This window comes from Pseudomonas sp. FJ2-5-13, assembly GCF_029201605.1.
Lineage (GTDB): Bacteria > Pseudomonadota > Gammaproteobacteria > Pseudomonadales > Pseudomonadaceae > Aquipseudomonas > Aquipseudomonas lactis.
Genome location: NZ_CP104045.1, coordinates 723,080 through 745,300 on the forward strand (window position 1 = coordinate 723,080; position 22,221 = coordinate 745,300).

At 61.4% G+C, this 22,221-nt stretch carries 14 protein-coding genes; 5 read left to right on the top strand and 9 right to left on the bottom strand.

The window, feature by feature from the left end:
• Window positions 1-95 precede the first annotated feature (95 nt).
• From N2A98_RS03120 to N2A98_RS03150, 7 genes are all read right to left on the bottom strand, one after another.
• Complete coding sequence (locus tag N2A98_RS03120) at window positions 96-1,346, bottom strand: DUF3426 domain-containing protein (protein ID WP_275623008.1); 1,251 nt, start codon at window positions 1,344-1,346, stop codon at window positions 96-98.
• A gap of 30 nt (window positions 1,347-1,376) precedes the next feature.
• The gene (gene prmA, locus N2A98_RS03125; RefSeq protein ID WP_044271100.1) at window positions 1,377-2,255 is read right to left on the bottom strand and encodes a 50S ribosomal protein L11 methyltransferase; all 879 of its coding nucleotides are present in this window, start codon (window positions 2,253-2,255) and stop codon (window positions 1,377-1,379) included.
• 268 nt (window positions 2,256-2,523) lie between these two features.
• Entirely contained in the window at window positions 2,524-3,885 is a 1,362-nt protein-coding gene (accC, locus tag N2A98_RS03130; protein ID WP_003188188.1) for an acetyl-CoA carboxylase biotin carboxylase subunit, read from the bottom strand.
• 17 nt (window positions 3,886-3,902) lie between these two features.
• Complete coding sequence (accB, locus tag N2A98_RS03135) at window positions 3,903-4,367, bottom strand: acetyl-CoA carboxylase biotin carboxyl carrier protein (RefSeq protein WP_003188191.1); 465 nt, start codon at window positions 4,365-4,367, stop codon at window positions 3,903-3,905.
• Window positions 4,368-4,391: 24 nt separating this feature from the next.
• Window positions 4,392-4,847: a type II 3-dehydroquinate dehydratase gene (aroQ, locus tag N2A98_RS03140; protein WP_014716732.1), complete on the bottom strand. Its 456-nt coding sequence runs from the start codon at window positions 4,845-4,847 to the stop codon at window positions 4,392-4,394.
• Window positions 4,848-5,143: 296 nt separating this feature from the next.
• Entirely contained in the window at window positions 5,144-7,105 is a 1,962-nt protein-coding gene (locus N2A98_RS03145; RefSeq protein WP_275623009.1) for a methyl-accepting chemotaxis protein, read from the bottom strand.
• A gap of 53 nt (window positions 7,106-7,158) precedes the next feature.
• Complete coding sequence (locus N2A98_RS03150; RefSeq protein ID WP_019818274.1) at window positions 7,159-8,829, bottom strand: PleD family two-component system response regulator; 1,671 nt, start codon at window positions 8,827-8,829, stop codon at window positions 7,159-7,161.
• A gap of 298 nt (window positions 8,830-9,127) precedes the next feature.
• On the opposite strand from N2A98_RS03150, the gene N2A98_RS03155 reads away from it, so the two are divergent.
• The 4 genes from N2A98_RS03155 (at window position 9,128) to speA (ending at window position 13,468) form a co-directional block, all read left to right on the top strand.
• Window positions 9,128-10,195 (top strand): DUF2333 family protein, encoded by a 1,068-nt coding sequence (locus N2A98_RS03155; RefSeq protein WP_032893759.1) that lies wholly within the window; start codon window positions 9,128-9,130, stop codon window positions 10,193-10,195.
• 2 nt (window positions 10,196-10,197) lie between these two features.
• Entirely contained in the window at window positions 10,198-10,734 is a 537-nt protein-coding gene (locus N2A98_RS03160) for an NUDIX hydrolase (protein ID WP_078467814.1), read from the top strand.
• Window positions 10,735-11,040: 306 nt separating this feature from the next.
• Window positions 11,041-11,412, top strand: a complete 372-nt coding sequence (locus N2A98_RS03165; protein ID WP_003188201.1) for a translation initiation factor Sui1 — start codon at window positions 11,041-11,043, stop codon at window positions 11,410-11,412.
• A 142-nt stretch (window positions 11,413-11,554) separates the two neighbouring features.
• The gene (speA, locus tag N2A98_RS03170; protein ID WP_003188203.1) at window positions 11,555-13,468 is read left to right on the top strand and encodes an arginine decarboxylase; all 1,914 of its coding nucleotides are present in this window, start codon (window positions 11,555-11,557) and stop codon (window positions 13,466-13,468) included.
• Between the two features lie 112 nt (window positions 13,469-13,580).
• On the opposite strand, the gene N2A98_RS03175 is transcribed toward speA, so the two are convergent.
• On the bottom strand, window positions 13,581-14,924 hold the full coding sequence (locus N2A98_RS03175; protein ID WP_275623010.1) for an MATE family efflux transporter: 1,344 nt from the start codon (window positions 14,922-14,924) through the stop codon (window positions 13,581-13,583).
• A gap of 502 nt (window positions 14,925-15,426) precedes the next feature.
• A protein-coding gene (locus N2A98_RS03180) for an IS3 family transposase (RefSeq protein ID WP_193791350.1) occupies window positions 15,427-16,979 on the bottom strand; the annotation gives its coding sequence in 2 pieces (ribosomal slippage) (window positions 15,427-16,517 and window positions 16,517-16,979; 1,554 coding nt in all).
• 312 nt (window positions 16,980-17,291) lie between these two features.
• Between N2A98_RS03180 and N2A98_RS03185 the strand changes: the two genes are divergently transcribed.
• On the top strand, window positions 17,292-22,187 hold the full coding sequence (locus tag N2A98_RS03185; RefSeq protein WP_275623011.1) for an alpha-2-macroglobulin: 4,896 nt from the start codon (window positions 17,292-17,294) through the stop codon (window positions 22,185-22,187).
• The last annotated feature ends 34 nt before the right edge of the window (window positions 22,188-22,221 follow it).

A 22,221-nucleotide genomic window follows, 5' to 3' on the forward strand; every position in this document is an offset into this window, starting at 1 on the left:
GATAAAATCTGAACAGTTACTTTTTTATCGCCATCGGTTTGGTCGACGGCGGCCAAGTCAATAATCCGCCGTCAAACCTCGGTGGGCACGCCGTTTCACTCGGGCGAATGGAAGCTCAGGCTGTAATTCACGGCTTTGTTGCCGGGGTCCAGGATGTCCAGGGAGATGTGGATCGGCGTCTGCGAGGGCATTTCGCTCACGCCGGCCAACTCGCCGCTCAGGTATTCGGCGGGCTTGAAGCGACGACTGGCAATCAGGCCGCCGTTCAGGTCCGCAAAGCGTAGCTCCAGCAGCGGGAAGGGCTGGGAGAAGGTCGCGCGGTTATAGAGGATGGCATCCACCACCAGCGCCCCGGCGAACTCGGGATGGCTGCGCACCACCAGGTTGCTGCTCTTGATATGGGTAATGTCGACCCGCGATGGCACGGTGCATCCCAGTTTCGGGCACAGCGCCTGGAACCACGGGCGGTAGGCGTCCTGGCGGGCCAGATCGTCGAATTGGTAAGCGATGTACTGGCAGGCCAGGCCGGCGGCGGCCAGTACCACCAGCACTATCCAGGCCAGGCGGCGGCCCCAGCCTGACGGACGCTTCTGCGCATACAAGTGCAGGGGGTCGTCTTCCAGGTCCTGGAGCAGTTCGTCATGTACGCCGGCCTCCGTTCGTGCGCGCTTGCGTCGTGGCTGCGCGCGGTCTTCGGGTTCCGGCTCGTCGAGGGTGGGCGTCAGCGGCGGGTCGAGATCTTCATCCTCGGCGGTGGTGTGCAGCGCCGGTTCGTCATCGAGGTCGTCGGTGTGGGCCGACATGGACGGTTCGGTGCGCTGTTTGGACGCAGGCGCCTTGGCCGGCTCGGGCTCTTCCGCTGGTGCCTGGGTGCGCTCTTCGGGTGGCTCACTGAACAGGCTGGCCGCCCATTTTTCTTCCTCGGCCTTGACCGTATCGCGGCTGGCGCTGAAGGACTCTTCCTTTTGCCGACGGTCGGCACCTGGCTGGCGACGTTCTGCGCCCACGGCCTGGGTGTGCTGAATCTCGCGACGTTCCAGCTTGGCCAGTTCCTTGTCCAGGTTATCCAGGTCCAGCTCTTCGGCCGTCCACTGTTTCTGGCTGATGGCCCGCGGTGGTTCGGGAGGTGCTTCGCCAGTCGGTTCGACGGCCGGCTCAGCGGTGGTCGGCACTTCAGGTTCCGGCGCAGACGCCTGGGCCCGTTGCTCCAGCAACTGGCGAGCGGCGTTGAACACTTGCAGGCACGAGCCGCAACGCACCACGCCGCGGGCCACGCTCAATTGAGCATGGTTGACGCGAAAGCGCGATTGGCAATGTGGGCACTGGGTGACGAAACTGTCGGTCATGCGGCCATCCGATTCAGGCAAGCGCTCATTCTAGCGCCGACGACCGCTGATGCGTACCCAGCCATCACGGTTGGCGATCGGGTCCAGCTCGAAGTCCTTGGCGTAGGCCGCCGCCACGTCTTCACCTTGCTCGGCGAGGATGCCCGACAGCGCCAGGCGCCCGCCCGGCTTGACCAGGCTCGACAGTTGCGGCGCCAGCGACACCAGTGGCCCGGCGAGGATATTGGCCACCAGTACATCGGCCTGAACCTGGGGCAGATCTTCAGGCAGGTAGAGTGGGAATTTGCCTTCGGCAATGTTGTTGCGCCCGGCGTTATCGCGTGAGGCTTCCAGGGCCTGCACGTCGATATCGGTGCCCACGGCCTCCTTGGCGCCCAGCAGCAGGGCGGCGATTGCCAAAATCCCCGAACCGCAGCCGAAGTCCAGGACGTTGCTGTCGGTCAGATCCTGGCCGTCCAGCCATTCCAGGCACAGGGCGGTGGTGGGGTGGGTGCCGGTGCCGAACGCCAGGCCCGGGTCCAGCAGCAGGTTCACCGCTTCTGGCTCGGGAGCGGCGTGCCAGCTTGGCACGATCCACAGGCGCTGGCCGAAGCGCATGGGCTGGAAGTTATCCATCCAGCTGCGTTCCCAGTCCTGGTCTTCGATGACTTCGCTGTGATGCTCGGGCAGCGGGCCGCCGGTGAGCAGTTCCATATGGGCCAGCACGGCAGCGGCGTCGGTGCCGTCTTCGAACAGGGCCAGCAAATGGGTGTGGGACCACAGCGGCGTGGTATTGAGTTCCGGTTCGAAGATCGGCTGGTCTTCGGCGTCCATGAAGGTCACCGACACGGCGCCCACTTCGAGGAACGCGTCTTCGTAGGTTTCGGCTTGTTCTGGGCTGATGGCGAGACGGACTTGCAGCCAAGGCATGGCGGGCACCTTTGAAAAAAATGAATGTGCGGCGGGCAGGCCGCGAAAGCGCGCAAGTTTACGCGAGCAGCGGGCAGAAGACGACACCACTGACTGCACCCGGTCAAAATGTGGTGCTTGTGTGGGAGCCGGGCTTGCCCGCGATGCAGGCACCTCGGTTTTTCTGCCAGACCGAGGCGATGCCATCGCAGGCAAGCCAGCTCCCACAGGGTTTCGGTGGCCCACAAACAACAAAACCGCCCGAAGGCGGTTTTGTTGGGTGGAGCACTTACTGGTTGGCCAGCTTGTGTTCCAGGTAGTGAATGTTCACACCACCTTCGCAGAAGCCTTCATCACGAACCAGGTCCCGATGCAGCGGGATGTTGGTTTTGATGCCGTCTACCACGATTTCGTCCAGGGCATTGCGCATACGGGCCATGGCCTCGTCGCGAGTGGCGCCCCAGGTGATCAGCTTGCCGATCAGCGAGTCGTAGTTGGACGGAACCTTGTAGCCGCTGTACAGGTGCGAATCCACACGTACGCCGTTGCCGCCGGGCGCGTGGAAATGCTTGACCAGGCCAGGGCTTGGGATAAACGTTTTCGGGTCTTCGGCGTTGATGCGGCACTCCAGGGAGTGGCCGTGCATCTTCACGTCGTCCTGGGTGAAGGACAGCACGTTACCGGCGGCGATGCTCAGCATCTCCTTGACGATGTCGATACCGGTGACCATCTCCGATACCGGGTGCTCTACCTGCACACGAGTGTTCATCTCGATGAAGTAGAAGCGGCCGTTCTCGTAGAGGAACTCGAAGGTGCCGGCGCCACGGTAGTTGATGTCGATGCACGCCTTGACGCAGCGTGCCAGCACTTCCTGGCGGGCTTTCTCGTCCAGGCCCGGAGCCGGAGCTTCTTCCAAAACCTTCTGGTGACGACGTTGCAGCGAGCAATCGCGGTCGCCCAGGTGGATGGCGTGGCCCTGGCCGTCGGACAGCACCTGGACTTCCACGTGACGTGGGTTGGTCAGGTACTTCTCCAGGTAGACCATCGGGTTGCCGAACCAGGCGCCCGCTTCGGAGCGGGTCTGCTTGGCGGCTTCGATCAGGTCTTCTTCCTTGTGCACCACGCGCATGCCGCGACCACCACCGCCACCGGCGGCCTTGATGATCACCGGGTAGCCGACTTCGCGACCAATGCGCAGAGCGGTTTCTTCGTCTTCAGGTAGCGGGCCGTCGGAGCCTGGAACGGTTGGCACGCCGGCCGCGATCATGGCGTCCTTGGCCGATACCTTGTCGCCCATCAGGCGAATGGTTTCGGCTTTGGGGCCGATGAAGGCAAACCCGGATTTTTCCACCTGTTCGGCAAAATCGGCGTTTTCCGCGAGGAAGCCGTAGCCTGGGTGGATGCCATCAGCGCCGGTCACTTCTGCCGCGGCGATGATGTTCGAGACTTTCAGGTACGAGTTCGTGGCCAGTGGCGGGCCGATGCAGATGCTTTCGTCCGCCAGTTTCACGTGCATCAATTCGGTATCGGCCGTCGAGTAAACAGCGACGGTCTTGATGCCCTCTTCCTTACAGGCGCGCAGGATACGCAGCGCGATCTCGCCGCGGTTGGCGATCAGGACTTTTTGCAGTTTCTTCGCAGGTTTCAACATCGAAGGCGCTCCGCGGTTCAAACGATGGTGAACAGCGGCTGGTCGTACTCAACCGGCTGACCGTTTTCTACCAGGATGGATTCAATGACGCCGGCTTTTTCCGCGGTGATGTGGTTCATCATTTTCATCGCTTCAACGATGCAGATGGTGTCGCCCACTTTCACGGTCTTGCCCACTTCAACGAAGGCTGGCGAGGTCGGTGCCGGGGTGCGGTAGAACGTACCGACCATTGGCGACTTGACCACGAAGCCGTTCAGCGCGGGCGCGGCTGGGGCGGCAGGCGCAGCGGCGGCGGCAGGTGCGGCAGCCGGAGCAGCAGCGGCTGGAGCCGGCGCTTGCATCTGTGGCGCGTAGAACTGTTGGGCCGGGGTCTTGCTGTGACGGCTGATCCGTACGGACTCTTCGCCTTCCTTGATTTCCAGCTCGTCGATACCGGATTCTTCCAGCAGTTCGATCAGTTTCTTAACTTTACGGATATCCATGAATCATCAACTCCCAAGGGGCGGTCAGGGGCGTTTAGCCTGTTCTTCAATGTGTTCCAGGGCGGCCTCCAGGGCCAGTCGGTAACCGCTGGCGCCAAGGCCGCAGATCACTCCTACCGCTACGTCGGAGAAGTAAGAGTGATGGCGGAAAGCTTCGCGTTTGTGCACGTTCGATAAATGCACTTCGATGAATGGGATGCTCACCGCCAGCAGCGCGTCACGTAATGCAACGCTTGTGTGCGTAAAAGCGGCGGGATTGATCAGAATAAAGTCCACGCCTTCGCCGCGCGCGGCATGGATGCGATCAATCAATTCATACTCGGCATTGCTTTGCAGGTAGAGCAAATGGTGGCCGGCTTCACGTGCCCGTCGTTCCAGGTCGAGGTTGATCTGGTCGAGGGTCACTGCCCCGTAGACGCCCGGTTCGCGGGTGCCAAGCAGGTTCAGGTTGGGTCCGTGAAGAACCAGTAAGGTCGCCATTGGCTGTTCCTTGTTATTGGTGTGGGTGCGTCAGAACCCGGCGACTATGCCGCAAAGCCTTTGTGACTGTCCAGTTCTATGCAGTAGCCGGCACGATTAGCGAGGATTGCGCAAAATTTGTGACTGTGGTTTCAGATCCAGTCATCGCTGATACGGCACTGAGATCGCTGGAGACCCATTGTGGGAGCGGGCTTGCTCGCGAAAGCGGTGGATCAGCTAAAGATGCATTGACTGACACACCGCATTCGCGAGCAAGCCCGCTCCCACGTTTGGTCTACACCGGGCGGGATATCGGGTTAGACGCGAAAGGCTTGCACGGCGGTAGTCAGTTGCCCGCCCAGCACCAGCAGGTGCTCGCCTTGGCTGCGGCCCTGGCCAATACGCAGCAAATTATCCTCACCCAATTGATGAATCCGCTCACTGTTGTCGCGTATCTCGCTCACGGCGCCACTCTGCTGTGCGGTCACATCGGCAATACGTACGGCGGTATCCGAGATGGTCTGGATCGCGCCGACGATTTCATCCAGCGCGCCATCCGCCGCCTGGGCTTGCTGGGCGGTGGCTTCGGCGTGTTCGACCTGGGCGCGCATGCCTTCTACCGACTGGTGCGCGGCGGTTTGCAGGCCGGCGATCAGGCCCTGGATTTCGGCGGTAGCACCGGCGGTACGCTGGGCCAGGGAGCGTACTTCGTCGGCCACTACGGCGAAACCACGCCCGGCCTCACCGGCGCGGGCGGCTTCGATGGCGGCGTTGAGCGCCAGCAGGTTGGTCTGGTCGGCAATCGAGCGGATCACCGTGAGCACGCCGCCGATGGTGGCGGACTCTTCGGCAAGTTTCTCGATCATCTGCGCGTTTTGCTGCACTTCGCCCACCAGCGCATGCAGCCCGGTGAGGCTCAGGCCGATCACGCGCTGGCCTTGCTCCACGGCCTGGCCCGCACTGCGACTGGCGCCGGCGGCCTGGCTGGCATCGCCTGCGACTTGCTGGATGGTGGCTTCCAGCTCGCCCAGGGAATCACGGATTTGCGCGGTGTCGCCGGCCTGGCGTTCGGCGCCGTCGTGCAGGCCGCTGCTCAGTTCGGCCAGGGCGCGGCTGCTGCCCGCCACTTCTTCGGCATTGCCACGGATGGTGCCGACCAGGTCCACCAGGTAGGCGCGCAGGCGGTTGAGGGAGGCCTCGATATCGTGCAGCTCGCGGTTGGTCTTGCCCAGGGCGATCGGTTGGCTGAAGTCGCCTTCGGCCCAGGTCGACAAGGCCGGCGCCAGGTTGGTCAACACGCGCGCCAGGCGCCGTTGCAAGGTGTCGATCAGCAATGCGATCAGCAGGATCAGGCCAATCATTACGCCTTGTATCACGCGCACTTCGCCCTGAATCTTCGCATGTTGCGCGCGCACCACGGGTTCGAGGCCGGCGATGGCTTGTTGCACGTTGGTGATTTTCAGGTGGGTGCTGGCGGCAAGGTCAGTGCGTTGCTGAATCTGCTTACGGGTGCGCTGCAGCTCGGCGGGGTAGCGGGTCAACAGGCTGTTGAGCTCGCGCTTGAGGTCAACGCCGGTGTCCTGGGCTTCGGTTTTTTCGGTGTTTTCCAGGCCCATCAACGCGGAAAAATCGTCGGTGTTGGATTCTGCGCTGGCCTTTATACCCAATAAGGGCAGTTGCCCGAGCAGGTCGGCCTGGGTTCTCAGGTGGGTCACTTCGCGCTCGACATCCGCAGCCAACTCGGCGCGCCCGCTGCTCACGAGCTTGTCGCGGGCCAGGGACAGTTTGCCCAGATGCTGCGAGGCGGCGAGCAATGGCGGCATATAACGCGCAGCCTCCGCAGAATTGATGCCGCTGGCGTACTGGCTCAGTTGTTCCAGGTTCGCGCCCAGTTCACGTTCGGCTTGCAGCAACAGGGCTTGCGGGTCGCCAGCCAATTTACCGGCGGCCAACAGGTCGGTCTTGCTGAAGGTCTCCAGGTCCATAAGGCTGGGGCGTAGGTTTTGCGCCAATTCGGGCGGCAGTTGCGCTAGCTGCAGTTGCAGGCTTTCCAGGCTCTGGGTGGCACTGCTCAGGCGCAGGGCATCGCCGCTGGCCAAGTAGTCCTCGATGTTACGGGCAGCCTGGTTTTGAAAGACCTGGGACAAACCCAGGTAGCGCTCCATCAACAAGTACGGGCGCTCCAGTGCCCGTTGCGACCACCACAGCGTCGCCCCGAGCGCCAGGCACACGGCCACCAGCAGAAGGGTATTGAGATTGGTCAGCAGCTTCAGGCGCATGCGGGGTTTCAACCGACGGCAAGAGATAAGCGCCTGAATTTATTGCGTTTGTATTACAGCGTTATGACCGAATCGGTGGATTCTGGTGAAAAGATGGCACTTTGCTTTGATGTGCGAGCGGCTTGCACCCGGTTGCGTCCGGCGTCCTTGGCGCGGTACAGCGCTTCGTCAGCCTGAGCAGCCATCATCAGGCTGTCGGAATCGTCGCACAGCTCCACCAGGCCGGCGCTGAAGGTGCACCACAAATCCTGCGGTTGTGCGGGGTAGTGGATTTCTGCAAAGCGCCGGCGAATGTCGTCCAGCACCTTGCAGGCCGATTCCAGGTCGGTGTCGGGCATCACGATGGCGAACTCTTCACCGCCGTAGCGGCCGATGTAATCGGTCTTGCGCAAACGCTGCTTGAGAAACAGTGCCAGGCTCTTGATCACCCGGTCGCCCATGGGGTGGCCGTGGCTGTCATTGACGCGCTTGAAGTGGTCGATATCGAGCATGGCAAAGCTAAGAGGCTTGTTCTCGCGGCGGGCGCGGAAGCTGCAATCTTCGAGCAGTTGCAGGATATGCGTGTGGTTGTACAGCCCGGTGAGGCTGTCGCGCACCATCCGTGCCTTCAAGTTGCGCGCACGCGAGGCACGGTTGCGCACAGTGGTGATCAGGTGACGCGGCTTGATCGGTTTGGTGAGGAAATCGTCACCGCCCTCGCTCATCGCATCCAGCTGTTTATCCAGGTCGTCCTCAGCCGACAGGTAGATGATCGGCACGCTGACGTAGCGGTCGTTGTGGCGAATCACCTTGGCCAGTTCGGTGCCGGTACAGGCAGGCATGTACATATCGAGGATGATCAGGTCGGGCTGGAAATCCGCCAGCTCGGCCATGGCCTGGATCGGTTCGATCAAGGTGCGGGTGATAATCCCGGCACTGTTGAGCAGGCGTTCGGTGTGCAGCGCCTGGGCCCGCGAGTCGTCGATGATCAGCACTTTATATGGTTCGTACTGGGCCGCGCAGGTCAGCACTTCGATCTTTTCCAGCAGGCTTGAAGCTTCCAGGGTGCCGGTCAGGAACTCTTCGCCACCGGCGCGCACGGCGGCCAGGCGCGTCGGGGTGTCGGTTTCGTGCAGGCTGAAAAACAACAGCGGCAGCTTGTGCTCCAGGCCCTCTTGGGCTTCTGCGGCGAGCTTCAGGCCCAGGCCTGTGCCGCAGAAGTCCACGTCCATCACGATCGCCGACGGCAAACGCTCGGCCATGGCCGCGCGAAAGGCGGCGACGCTGTCCAGAGCGTGGGCGCTCATGCCAAAGAATTCGAGCTGCTTGGCCAGGCGCTCGGCGCGGTCATGGTCGGCGAGCATCACGTAGATCGGCTTGCGCATCGGTGGCAGGAAGGTTTGCTCAAGCTGGTCGCCCTGGCGCAGGCCGGTGCGGGACAGGCGTTGCATCAAGCGGTTGAGCTCAGTGATCAGTTGGCTGCTCAGGCGGCCACGGTTCTCGTCCACGGCTTGCAGGGATTCACTGATATGCCGTGCCAGTTGCGTGTGTTCGGGCTGTTCGAAGCGTTCGGCGAAGCGCTGCAGGCGCAGGTTGGCTTCGCTGAGTTCGGAAAAGTCGGCGTTCGACCACTCGCTGCGCTGCAGGCGCTGCCAGATCTCAAGAATTTGACGTGCCTGATGAATTACCCGCTGGGCAAAGTGCTGCTTGAGACGCTCGCGGCTGGGGTCTTCTGACTCGGTCATATCCTGACTACTGTGAGGGTGCATGCTGAGGTCGACTGATGGCGCTATGCTAGCACCTCTTTTCTGATAGATGAGTGTCATACGTCAATTAAGTCTGCATGCCAGAGATTCAGTTATTGACCGGCTGGTCGCCCAGCGTAAAAGGTGTGCATCCTTTATAGTCCAAGCGGCCCGGTGCGCCACTTTCGTGTAAAAGCCCCGCACCGATGGGCACGATGGGGTAGGGTTGTGGTCGGAATGTCTGAACGCACCCGGACAATTGACGTGCATGAACTCAAGTGATTGAAAGGATATCGCCATGCTGGACTGGAAAAACCGCGAAGGCAGTGCCAAAGGCCCCGCCCCTGAGCCCAAGTCGGCCAACCGCAGCTATTTTCGCAACCTGCTGATGAGCCGGGCTTTGCTCAGCATCATCGGCTTGTACCTGCTGGTCACCGGTGGCCTGGGTTGGTACTGGAGCCAGGAGCCGGCGCTGTTTCCGGTCCAGCAAACCGCCCAGCTTGCCGCCGAGAAGGAAGGCAAGCAGATAGTGGTGGGCTACACCACCGTCGAAACCCTCAAGACCGTGGTCGGCACCTTGCTGAACAAACCGGGCGGTTATATTTCCAACGACCGTTTCCCGCCGGGCTTGTGGATGGACAACATGCCGAGCTGGGAATATGGCGTGCTGGTGCAGGTGCGTGACCTCACCCGTGCCCTGCGTAAAGACTTTGCCCGCTCCCAGTCGCAGTCGGCTGAAGACGCGGACCTGGCCAAGGCCGAGCCGCGCTTCAACTTCGATAACAAGAGCTGGGTGCTGCCGTCCAGTGAGTCGGAATACCAGGAAGGCATCAATTCCCTGAGCCGCTACGAAGCGCGCCTGTCTGACCCGAACCAGCGCGGCGCGCTGTTTTATGCGCGTGCCGACAACCTCAACAACTGGCTGGGCGATGTGGCCACCCGTTTGGGCTCGCTGTCCCAGCGCCTGTCCGCTAGCGTGGGCCGGGTCAAGCTGAACACGGCGCTGAAAACCGAGGCGCTGGCGCCGGGTGAAGTGCCGCAGGTTGATGAAGAAGTGGTGGAAACCCCATGGATGCAAATCGACAACGTGTTCTACGAAGCGCGCGGCCAGGCGTGGGCGCTGTCCCATCTGTTGCGTGCCATCGAAGTCGACTTTGCCGACGTACTGGCCAAGAAAAACGCTACCGTCAGCGTGCGCCAGATCATTCGTGAGCTGGAGGCCTCGCAGGAACCGGTTTGGAGTCCTATGATTCTTAATGGCAGTGGCTTCGGTGTACTGGCGAACCATTCGCTGGTGATGGCCAACTACATTTCCCGGGCAAACGCTGCAGTGATCGACTTGCGTCAGCTCCTCAACCAGGGTTGATGATGGACGCTACTCAAAAGGAGGCCGCACACCGAGCGGCTTCCGATGCTGAACTGATCTGCTGGGTCGACGAGCAGGACCACCTGCTCGGCCACCTGGTCAGGTCCGACCTGCGCCAGCGCGGCTTGATTGGCCGCTGCACTTTTATCTTCCTGTTCAATTCCAGAGGCGAGCTGTGTGTGCACCGGCGCACGCTGAGTAAAGCCCTGTATCCGGGGTTCTGGGATACGGCGGCGGGCGGGATGGTGGCGGCGGGAGAAAGCTATGCCCTGTCGGCACAGCGGGAATTGGCCGAAGAGCTGGGCGTGAGTGGCGTGGAGCTGCTCGAGCACGATCATTTTTACTTTGAAGATGGCGACAGCCGTCTTTGGTGTACTTCCTACTCTGCCGTCTGGGACGGCCCGCTGTGCTTGCAGCCTGAAGAGGTCATGGAAGCGCGTTTTCTAACCATCGAAGCGGTGCTTGCAGAGGCCGAGCAAAAGCCTTATTGCCCGGACGCCCAAGAGGGCTTGCGGCGCTATCTCGACTCACGTCGCTAAAGTTGCATAAATTGGCGCCATTTGGCTCTTAGCAACTTTGCTTTTTGCCGTTACACTGCGCGCCTTTTCACCCGAACCGCTATTGTTTCACCCTGTAGGAGCGAGCTTGCTCGCGAAAAACGCCAAGACACCGCGTGCTGCCTGAATGCCCGCGTTATCGTTGACGCTCTTCGCGAGCAAGCTTGCTCCTACAGTGGATGTTACTTTGACGGTTCGGTAGCGCTGCCCCTGCCTGAGTGGGGCTTCGCGGTCGGTTACTGCCTTGTGCGGCGCCGATCAGTCTTCATCCTCCCAAGAGGATTGCCGGTGGCCAAAAAAGCCGCATCCTTCGCCGCCCTTGGTGGCCTGGTATTTTCCACCGACGCAGGTCGACACTGCCCGGACTGTCGTCAGCCCGTGGATTCGTGCACCTGCAAACAGACCCTGATCCCCGAAGGCGACGGTATTGCCCGCGTGCGTCGCGAGAGCAAAGGCCGTGGCGGCAAGACGGTGACCACCATCACCGGCGTGCCCCTGGCTGAAGAAGCCCTGAAGGAATTGGCCACCTCGCTGAAAAAGCGCTGTGGCACCGGTGGCGCGTTGAAAGACGGGGTTATCGAGATTCAGGGCGATCACGTCGAGTTGCTGTTGGCCGAGCTGATCAAGCTCGGGTACAAGGCCAAGAAGTCCGGCGGCTGAAAGCCTCTTCCCAACCTGTGGCTAAACTCTGTCCTGCCAGTGGGGTCTACTTCCCTTGCAGGCAAATCGTCATTTTCATTCTTTAGACTGCGCCAGCCTCCGCGAGAGGTGGCGCCTTCGCCTTCATTAATAGGGGACTTCGATGTCCGTACGACGCACACGCAAAGACGATGGCAGCCAATGGACAGTTGCGGACAGCCGCAGTGTTTACGGGATTCGCCATTGGGGGGCCGGGTATTTCGCGATCAATGAAGCCGGTCGCGTAGAAGTCCGTCCGAACGGCCCCAACAGCACGCCCGTCGACCTGTACGAGCAAGTCGATGAGTTGCGCAAAAGCGGCCTGTCGTTGCCGCTGCTGGTGCGCTTCCCCGATATCCTGCAAGACCGCGTGCGCCAATTGACCGGTGCCTTCGATGCCAACATCGAGCGCCTGGAATACCAGAGCAAGTACACCGCGCTGTACCCGATCAAGGTGAACCAGCAGGAAGCAGTGATCGAGAACATCATTGCTACCCAGAACGTCTCCATCGGCCTGGAAGCCGGCTCCAAGCCTGAGCTGCTGGCCGTGCTGGCCCTGGCGCCGAAGGGCGGCACCATCGTCTGCAACGGTTACAAAGACCGTGAGTTCATCCGCCTGGCGCTGATGGGCCAGAAGCTCGGCCACAACGTGTTCATCGTGATCGAGAAAGAGTCCGAGGTAGGGCTGGTGATCGAAGAGGCGGCGAGCCTCAAGGTCAAGCCGCAGGTGGGCCTGCGTGTGCGCCTGTCGTCCCTGGCATCGAGCAAGTGGGCCGACACCGGTGGCGAAAAATCAAAATTCGGTCTGTCGGCGGCGCAGCTGCTGTCGGTGGTCGAGCGCTTCCGCGCGGCCGGCCTGGACCAGGGCATCCGCTTGCTGCACTTCCACATGGGCTCGCAGATCGCCAACCTGGCCGACTACCAGCACGGGTTCAAGGAAGCCATTCGTTACTACGGCGAACTGCGCAACCTCGGCCTGCCGGTGGACCACATCGACGTTGGCGGTGGCCTGGGCGTGGACTACGACGGTACCCACTCGCGCAACGCCAGTTCGATCAACTACGACATGGACGACTACGCCGGCGTGGTGGTGGGTATGCTCAAGGAATTCTGCGACGCGCAGAGCCTGCCGCACCCGAACATCTTCTCTGAAAGCGGTCGCTCCCTGACCGCTCACCACGCCATGCTGGTGGTGCAGGTGACGGACGTCGAGAAGCACAACGACGAAATCCCGACCATTGAAAACAAGGAAAGCCTGCCGGAAACCGTGCAATGGCTGGTGGACCTGCTGGGCCCGACCGACATCGAGATGGTCACCGAAACCTACTGGCGCGCCACCCACTACATGAGCGACGTGGCGGCCCAGTACGCCGATGGCAAGCTGACCCTGGCGGAAAAAGCCCTGGCCGAACAGTGCTACTTCGCGGTGTGCCGTCGCCTGCACAACTCGTTGAAAGCCCGCCAGCGCTCGCACCGCCAGGTGCTGGACGAACTCAACGACAAGCTGGCCGACAAGTACATCTGCAACTTCTCGGTATTCCAGAGCCTGCCGGACACCTGGGCCATCGGCCAGGTCCTGCCGATCCTGCCGCTGCACCGCCTCGACGAAGAGCCGCTGCGCCGCGCCGTGCTGCAAGACCTGACCTGCGACTCCGACGGCAAGATCAAGCAATACGTCGACGAGCAGAGCATCGAGACCAGCCTGCCGGTTCACGGTTTGAACGAAGGCGAAGACTACCTGCTGGGTATCTTCCTGGTCGGCGCCTATCAGGAAATCCTGGGCGACATGCACAACCTGTTCGGTGATACCGACTCGGTGAACATCTACCAGCGTGAAGACGGCTCGGTGTACAGCGCCGGGATCGAGACCCACGACACCATCGAAGACATGCTGCGCTACGTGCACTTGTCGCCGGAAGAGTTGATGACGCATTACCGTGACAAGTGTGCCAGTGCGAAGATCTCGGCCTCGGAGCGCACCCAGTTCCTGGATGCGTTGCGTCTGGGCCTGACGCGTTCTTCGTACCTGTCCTCGTAATAAAAATGTGGGAGCGGGCTTGCTCGCGAATGCGCAGTGTCAGTCGCTGATTATTTGGCTGATACACCGCTTTCGCGAGCAAGCCCGCTCCCACATTTGGGTTTGTATTCCTTCAGCTTGCTCCCAGCCACAGCCCTTGCCGATTCAAGTGCCAGGCTATCGCCCAGAGCGTCAGGCTGCGCACCGCCATGAACAGCAGAAAGGTGATCCACAAGCCGTGGTTACCCAAACCCTGCAAGGCCCAGGCAATCGGCAGCACCAGCAGCACCGTCAGCAACATCCCATCGCGCATTTCCCGCGCCCGCGTTGCACCGATAAACAGCCCATCGAGCAAATAACTCCACACCGCAATCAACGGCAATACCGCGAGGTAGGGCAGGTAGATATCGGCGGTTTCGCGCACGCTGGGGATATCGGTTTGCATGGCGATGAACAGATGGCCGCCGAAGGTGAACAGCAGGGCGAAACCCACGCTGGCGATCAGTGACCAACCGCAGGCGACCACCAATGACCGCCGTAACGCTTGCCGGTCACGGGCGCCGATGGCGTGGCCGCACAGGGCCTCGACCGCGTGAGCCAGGCCATCCAGAGCATGTGCCGTCAGTAACAGTCCATTGAGCAGCAAGGCATTGGCTGCGACTGTGGCATCTCCCAGCCGTGCGCCTTGCACCGTGATCATGAAAAACACCGACTGCAACGCCAGGCTGCGGATAAAAATGTCGCGGTTGACCGCCAGCAACGGGCGCCAGCTTTGCCACAGCTTCAAGGCGGCCCAAGCGATATGTCCAGGATAGCCGCGCAGGGCTTTTTGCGTAAGCGCCAGGCCGAGCAGGGCGCCGGTCCACTCTGCGATCACCGAGGCTCGGGCGGAGCCGACCACGCCCCAGTCCAGCCCGAGGACGAACCACAAGTTGAGCGCGATGTTGACCAGGTTGGTTGTCAGCAAAATCGCCAATGGCGCTCGTGCATTCTGGGTGCCGAGGAACCAGCCGACCAGTGCATAACTGGCGAGGGCGGCGGGCAGGCCGAACAGGCGGGTGTGGAAAAATTCGCGGGTCAGTTGGTTCAGTTCGGGCGAGGGCTGCATCCATTCCAAGGCCAGGTGGCTCAGGGGAATACCCACCGTGCCCAGCAGCATTGCCAGGCCCAGCGCCAGCAACAAGCCTTGCAACAGGATCTGCCGCAACGCCGCCCCATCGTTGCGCCCGGCGGCTTGGGCGGCGAACCCGGTGGAACCCATGCGCAGAAACCCCATGGCCCAGGCGAGAAAGGTATACAGGCTGGCACCGACAGCCACGGCGCCCAGTTGGTGGGCGTGGGGCAGGTGGCCGATGACCATGCTGTCCACCAGGGCCACCAACGGCACCGAGATATTCGACAGGATCATCGGCGCGGCCAGGGCCCAGACGCGGCTGTGGGTGGGGCGGTGGCGCCAATCGGTCAATAAGGTGGACATGCAGTCTCCTTCGGGGGAGCGGCATTGTAACCGGCCAATGTGGGAGCTGGCTTGCCTGGGAAGGCGGCCTCCCAGCCGACGCCTATCTACCTGACACCCTTCGATCCTACTGTGGGAGCGGGCTTGCTCGCGAAGGCGGCCTGGCAGTCAACACAGTTGGACCGGGTACATATCCGTTATTTAGGTAACGGCCACCTAGGGTTCCGCCCTGACGGCGGCTCACTTTTGAAAAGCGCAAAAGTAAGCAAAACGCTCTTGCCCCACCACTCGGCACCTCGCTTAGGCTCGGTGTGCCCGTAATTCGCCAGTGATTTGGGGGGCCGCCGCCACGCGCCATCCATGGCGCGGGGCGGCTAAACCGGCATCCCTGCCGGTTTACCCCCCAAATCCCTGTCGAATTCCGGCCAGCGTGGTTTAACGGGGCGTCTGAGATCAAAAGCAGATCAAGAGCAAGATCAAGAGCGCGGCGTTTTTCAAGGTAGTTGTCGCGTCCACCGTCGCGCTACGCGATTTTTATTACCACGGTCAGTTCCCTTTCAGGGTTCAGATACACCGTCCCGATAGGGTTCCAGTTGCGTGTCTCTCCTGACCATCGTTCCGGTCTTTTCTCTCTGGCCTGCCGGTATATCGCATCTCGACGAGCCAAGATTTCTCGGTCTTTTCCTTCATGACGTTGAGCCGGTGTTACGAAGCGGATCCGGCTATGACGGTGCACGGTGTTGTACCAGGTCATAAAATTCCTCACCCAGATACGCGCATCATCCAGGCTGGTAAACCCCGCCTGTGGCCACTGCGGGCAGTATTTCAGTGTCCTGAACAGTGATTCCGAGTACGGGTTGTCGTTGCTAACCCGTGGTCGACCGCGAGACGGCGTGATGCCCAGGTCATACATCTTGGTCAGTAACGTCACCGATTTCATCGGTGCACCGTTGTCCGAGTGAAGCACCAGCGGCTGGCGCCAACACTTCTCCTGAGTCACGCTTCGTTGCAGCAACGCTGCCGCCTTTTCCCCGCTCTCGGCTTCATAAACTTCCCAGCCCACGGCTTTTCGGCTGTAGATGTCTTCGATCAGATAGAGGTAGTAAAATTTCCCGCGAACCGGGGACGGCAAGTAGGTGATGTCCCATGACCACACCTGATTAGCTGAAGTCGCTGCGTAAGTGGTCGGTGCCTCATGGCGATGCGGTCGCTTGGCTCTGGATCGGTGATGCTGCTGACCTGCCGCATGCAGCACACGATAAAAAGTCGCCTCCGAGGCTACATATCTTCCTTCATCGGCCAATTGCGGCACGATCTGGCTTGGCGGGAGGTGCGCATAGGCTTTGCTGTTGCACAGCGTCACGATGCCTTGCCGTTCAAGCTCACTGAGCGCGTTGTTCGGTATCGGCCTAAGCGTCGTCGTGCGTCCATCTGCCAAGAGTTCTTGCGGCAAGCTCCAGCGTTGCAGTGTCCTCAGTGAAATGCCTACCTCCTGACAAGCAGGCGCCCTGCGGGCGCCCGCCAGAATGGCTTCATTAAGCCAATCAACGAGTAAATACCGTTCTGGCAACAAGGTCAGGTGGCCTCGTCGTCGCTCCCCCAGTAGGCATTGAGCTTTTTTCGTAGTACCAGTAAGGCCGCTGTTTCAGCCAGGGCTGCATCTTTGCGGCGCAACTCACGTTCAAGTTCACGGATACGATTTTTATCATCCCGTGACTGTCCGGAGCTTGCAGTTTTCGCGGTTGACTGTTTCGTGCTGCCGGCGATAAAAGCGTTGCGCCAATCGGTTATTTGCTCGGGAAAAATACCTTTTCGTCGGCAGTACTCACCGATTTCCAGCTCCGATAGCGAACCTGTTTCTATGATGATCGCCAGCTTGGATTCGGCTGACCAATTTTCGGCCGGTTGCTTGGCATCGGACAATTGCGTTCCTCTGGCGGCAGCTTGTTTGCGCCAATAATGGAGAGACATATCGCTGCAACCTTCGCGCCGAGCGACCTCCGCCGCCGAGAGGCTCAGGGGCGGAAGCATCATTTTCAGCAGCGCAGCTTTACGTTCTTCTGAATAGAAAGGCATGACCATACTCTTGCCGCCCCCGGAATGCTTTTCAAAAAGCGGGGGACACGACAACTACCCTGACACCGGGGGAGCGGCTCGCTTCGCATCGTGGTTACCGTCGGGTGCTACAGGCTGCAAAGTTGTGTGGATAGACAAGCCAGTTGCTCCCACATGTTGATCTTGATCGCCAATGGTTGTGGGATTTGGCTCGGCTTCATGCCTACCTAGAACCAACCGCCCCTCCGTCGGTCAATGTGACCGGCACCGCAGCGGCTTGGTCGGCGCTGATATATAGTTCACCCCTCGGTTCCCTCTGACTATGAGTGCCCCATGCTTAACAAAGGACTGTTCCTGGCCTGCGCGCTGGCCCTGCTGAGCGCTTGCGATTCTTCCGATAAACCCGCTGCACCGCCTGCGCCCACCGTGGCGGCAGCGCCGAAGCCGGTGAAAGCCGCGGTAGATGTGGCAGCGCTCAAGCAGCGTTATGCCGGGCGTGAGCTGAGCGTGGTGGACGTGTCCGAGGTGCAGTTGGACGGGGCCAGCACCTTGTCGGTGAGTTTTTCCATCCCCTTGGACCCCGATCAGAAATTCGCCGACAAGCTGCACTTGGTAGACAGCACGTCCGGCAAGGTCGATGGCGCCTGGGAACTGTCCGATAACCTCATGGAATTGCGCCTGCGCCACCTTGAACCGCAGCGCAAGCTGGTGCTGACCGTGGACGCCGGGGTGAAGGCGGTCAACGGCAACAGCCTCGCCGCCGAATACAGCGCCCGCCTGGAAACCCGCGACCTGCAAGCCACCGTCGGCTTCGCCAGCCGTGGCACTTTGTTGCCGACGCGCCTGGCCGAGGGCCTGCCGGTGATCGCGTTGAATGTCGACAAGATCGACGTGGAATTCTTCCGGATCAAACCCGAATCCCTGCCATCGTTCCTGGCGCAGTGGGGGCGCAATACCAGCCTGCAAAGCTATGAGTCCCGTGAACTGCTGCCAATGGCCGAACTGGTGTACGGCGGGCGTTTCGACCTGAACCCGGCGCGCAACACTCGCGAAACCCTGTTGCTGCCGATTGCTGGCCTCAAACAACTGCAGCAACCCGGCGTGTACCTGGCGGTGATGCGCGCTTCAGGCACCTACAACTATTCGCAACCGGCCACCCTGTTCACCTTGAGCGATATCGGCCTGTCGGTGCACCGCTATGCCAATCGCCTGGATGTGTTTACCCAGGCGCTGGAAGGCGGCAAGGCGCTCAACGGCGTCGAATTGGAAATCCTCGATGCCGAAGGCCGCGTGCTCGGCCAAGGCAAGACCGAAGACGGTGGCCACGCCGAGTTGCCGCTGCCGAAAAAAGCCCAGGTGTTACTGGCCAAGCAGGGCGAGCAAACCAGCCTGCTGCGCCTGGACAGCGCCGCGCTGGACCTGGCCGAGTTCGATATCGGCGGGCAACCGTCCCACCCGTTGCAGTTCTTTGTGTTCGGCCCGCGTGACCTGTATCGCCCCGGCGAAACCGTGCTGCTCAACGCGCTGTTGCGTGACAAGGATGGCAAGGCGGTGAAGCCGCAACCGGTGAGCGTCGAAGTGCGGCGCCCGGATGAACAGGTGAGCCGCAAGTTCGTGTGGGAGGCCGACGCGTCCGGCCTGTATCAATACCCTTTGCAACTGGCTGGCGAAGCGCCGACCGGGCGTTGGCAGTTGGTGTTCGACCTCGGCGACGGCAAGCCGCAACTGTATGAATTTCTCGTTGAAGACTTCCTGCCCGAGCGCCTGGCGCTGGAGCTCAAGGGCAGTGACACGGCGCTGAGCCCAGAGGAAAACCCGGTCATCCAGGTCAACGGTCGTTACCTCTACGGCGCGCCTGCATCCGGTAACCGCGTCAGTGGCCAGGTGTATGTGCGCCCGCTGCGTGAGGCGGTCAAATCTCTGCCGGGCTATCAGTTCGGTTCCGTCACCGAAGAAGAGTTGAGCCAGGATTTCGAACTGGACGAAAGCATCCTCGACGCCAACGGCGAGCAAGCGCTGACCCTGGAAAGCAAGTGGGCCGAGGCCAAGTCGCCGTTGCAACTGATCGTGCAAGCCAGCCTGCAGGAGTCCGGGGGGCGGCCGATCACTCGGCGCCTGGTGCAGCCGATCTGGCCGGCCGAGCAACTGCCGGGCCTGCGTGGCCTGTTTGACGGCAAGGAAACCAACGGTGATGGCCCGGTGGAGTTCGAAGTGCTGGTGGCCAACCAGGACGGTCAGAAGCTGGCCGCCCAAGACCTCAAGGTGCGGCTGGTGCGCGAGCGTCGCGACTACTACTGGAACTACTCGGAGAATGACGGTTGGAGCTACCACTTCAACGAGAAATTTCTCAACCTCGATGAGCAGAGCCTGAACATCAAGGCGGGCGACACCGCCAAGGTCAGCTTCCAGGTGGAGTGGGGCCCTTACCGTGTGGAGGTTGAAGACCCGCAGACCGGGCTGGTCAGCAGCCTGCGCTTCTGGGCCGGCTACCAGGCCCAGGACAACACCGAAGGCGGCGCCGTGCGCCCCGACCAGGTCAAGCTGGCGTTGGACAAACCCGCCTATGGCGATGGCGACACCGCCAACGTCACCGTCACGCCACCGGCGGCCGGTAAAGGCTACCTGTTGGTGGAGTCTGCCGAAGGGCCGCTGTGGTGGCAGGAAATCGACGTGCCGGCCGAAGGCAAAAGCTTTGCGGTGAAGCTCGACCCGAAATGGTCGCGCCACGACCTGTATGTGAGCGCCCTGGTCATTCGCCCCGGCGAGCGCAAAGCCAATATCACGCCTAAACGCGCCGTGGGCTTGCTGCACCTGCCGCTGGATCGCACCCAGCGCAAACTCGGCCTGACCCTTACCGCGCCAGAAAAAATGCGCCCCAAACAACCGCTGACGGTGAAGATTGCCGCCAAGAACGCCGATGGCAGTGTGCCTCAACAGGTGCACGTATTGCTGGCGGCGGTGGACGTGGGCATCCTCAATATCACCGAATACCCAACGCCCGATCCGTACGCCAGTCTGTTTGGCCGCAAAGCCTATGGCGTCGACCAATTCGACATCTACGGCCAGTTGATTGAAGCCGGCCAGGGCCGTTTGGCCAGCCTGGCATTTGGTGGCGACGCGGCGTTGGCCAAAGGCGGCAAGCGCCCGGACACCAGCGTGACCATCGTCGCTCTGCAAAGTGCGCCGGTGACCTTGAACGAGAAAGGCGAGGGCGAAGTTAGCGTCAATATCCCCGACTTCAACGGCGAACTGCGCCTGATGGCTCAAGCCTGGAGCGATGACCGCTATGGCATGGCCGAAGGCAAGACCGTGATCGCCGCCCCGCTGATTGCCGAATTGTCGGCACCGCGCTTCCTGGCAGGAGGCGACCAGACCACCTTGGCCCTGGACCTCTCCAACCTGTCGGGCAAGGCCCAGAAGCTCGATGTGCAATTGACCGCGCAAGGGCAATTGCAGTTGGTCAACAGCGGCGCGCAGTCGGTTGAACTCAAGCAAGGCCAGCGCACCACGTTGCGTATTCCGGTACAAGCCTGGGGCGGGCTCGGCCAGGGCAAGGTCACGGTCACCGTCAACGGCCTGGACTTGCCGGGTGAAAACCTGCCGCCGTTCAGCCGCGAATGGACCTTGGGCGTACGCCCGGCTTACCCGGCCTTGCTCAAGCATTACCGCGCCGTGCTCAAGGATCAGCCGTGGAGCTTGCCGTCGGGCGCACTGGACCAATTCGATGCCTCGGGGCGTGAGGCATTGTTGAGTCTGTCTAGCCGGCCGCCGTTGAACCTGGGCGCGCAGATCAGTGCACTCAAGGCTTACCCCTACGGTTGCCTGGAGCAAACCGCCAGTGGCTTGTACCCCTCGCTGTACGCCGACGACGCGCTGCTCAAGCGCCTGAGCATCAAGGGCGAGCCGGATGCCGAGCGCAAGCGCAAGATCGAGTTGGGCATCGAGCGCTTGCTGGGCATGCAGCGCTACAACGGCAGCTTCGGTTTGTGGGGCGCCGATGGCGAGGAAGAATATTGGCTGACTGCCTATGTCACCGACTTCCTGCTGCGCGCCCGCGACCAGGGTTTTGCCGTACCGCCTGAAGCCTTGAAGAAGGCCAGCGAGCGCCTGTTGCGGTATGTGCAGGAACGTAACCTGATCGAGGTGGGGTACAGCGACAACGCCGAACACACCCGGTTTGCCGTGCAGGCCTATGCCGGCATGGTGTTGGCGCGCAGTCAGCAGGCGCCGTTGGGTGCGTTGCGCAGCCTGTTCGAACGGCGCAGCGACGCACGCTCCGGCTTGCCGCTGGTGCAGTTGGCCATTGCGCTGCAGAAAATGGGTGACCAGCCGCGTGCGGATCAGGCGTTGTTGGCCGGGTTGGCGGCGCAGCGCAATGCCAATGAATGGCTAGCCGACTACGGCAGCCCGTTGCGCGACCAGGCGATGATCCTGGCGTTGCTGGAGGAGAACGACTTGGCCAAGGGCCAGCGCGAGGAGCGTTTGTTCACCCTGTCGGACCAATTGGCGGCCAGCCCGTACCTGTCTACCCAGGAGCGTAATTCGCTGTTCCTGGCTGGGCGCCTCGGGTTCGCCAAGCCGGAAGCGAACTGGCAAGTGTCGCTCACCGGCAGCGGCGGTGTGCGTGAGTTGAACAACCAGCAATCGACGTTGGAGTTGGACGGCAAGTTGTTGTCCAGCGACCTGGCCTTGAGCAATCAGGGTGAAGCGCCGGTGTACCAACAATTGACGGTTTCGGGTTACCCACAAGTGCCGCCAGCGGCCGGTGGCAACAACCTGAGTATCCGCCGCGAATACCTGGGCATGAACGGCCAGCCGTTGAACCTGCGTAACCTCAACAGCGGTGATCTGGTACTGGTGCACTTGGCGGTCAGCGCCAAGCAACGCGTACCGGATGCTCTGGTGGTTGACCTGTTGCCTGCCGGCCTGGAACTGGAAAACCAGAACCTGGCCCAAAGCGCGGCGAGCCTTGAGAACGCCAGCAGCCAAGTGAAAGAGTGGCGTGAGTCGATGCAGAATGCCTCGCTCAAGCATCAGGAGTTCAGGGATGATCGCTATGTGGCGGCGATGAATTTGGATGGCTACGGCACCACGCACTTGCTGTACCTGGCGCGTGCGGTGACACCGGGAACTTACCGCGTGCCGCCGCCGCAGGTGGAGTCGATGTATCGGCCGAACTGGCAGGCAGTGGGTGAGACGCCGGTTGATATGGTGATCAAAGGCCGCTGAAAGCCACTGTAGGAGCGAGCTTGCTCGCGAAAAA

Excerpts from the sequence above, each read along its gene's own strand:
- N2A98_RS03120 (WP_275623008.1), bottom strand. The coding sequence starts at position 1,346 with ATGACCGACAGTTTCGTCACCCAGTGCCCACATTGCCAATCGCGCTTT.
- prmA (WP_044271100.1), bottom strand. The coding sequence starts at position 2,255 with ATGCCTTGGCTGCAAGTCCGTCTCGCCATCAGCCCAGAACAAGCCGAA.
- accC (WP_003188188.1), bottom strand. The coding sequence starts at position 3,885 with ATGTTGAAACCTGCGAAGAAACTGCAAAAAGTCCTGATCGCCAACCGC.
- accB (WP_003188191.1), bottom strand. The coding sequence starts at position 4,367 with ATGGATATCCGTAAAGTTAAGAAACTGATCGAACTGCTGGAAGAATCC.
- aroQ (WP_014716732.1), bottom strand. The coding sequence starts at position 4,847 with ATGGCGACCTTACTGGTTCTTCACGGACCCAACCTGAACCTGCTTGGC.
- N2A98_RS03145 (WP_275623009.1), bottom strand. The coding sequence starts at position 7,105 with ATGCGCCTGAAGCTGCTGACCAATCTCAATACCCTTCTGCTGGTGGCC.
- N2A98_RS03150 (WP_019818274.1), bottom strand. The coding sequence starts at position 8,829 with ATGACCGAGTCAGAAGACCCCAGCCGCGAGCGTCTCAAGCAGCACTTT.
- N2A98_RS03155 (WP_032893759.1), top strand. The coding sequence starts at position 9,128 with ATGCTGGACTGGAAAAACCGCGAAGGCAGTGCCAAAGGCCCCGCCCCT.
- N2A98_RS03160 (WP_078467814.1), top strand. The coding sequence starts at position 10,198 with ATGGACGCTACTCAAAAGGAGGCCGCACACCGAGCGGCTTCCGATGCT.
- speA (WP_003188203.1), top strand. The coding sequence starts at position 11,555 with ATGTCCGTACGACGCACACGCAAAGACGATGGCAGCCAATGGACAGTT.
- N2A98_RS03175 (WP_275623010.1), bottom strand. The coding sequence starts at position 14,924 with ATGTCCACCTTATTGACCGATTGGCGCCACCGCCCCACCCACAGCCGC.
- N2A98_RS03185 (WP_275623011.1), top strand. The coding sequence starts at position 17,292 with ATGCTTAACAAAGGACTGTTCCTGGCCTGCGCGCTGGCCCTGCTGAGC.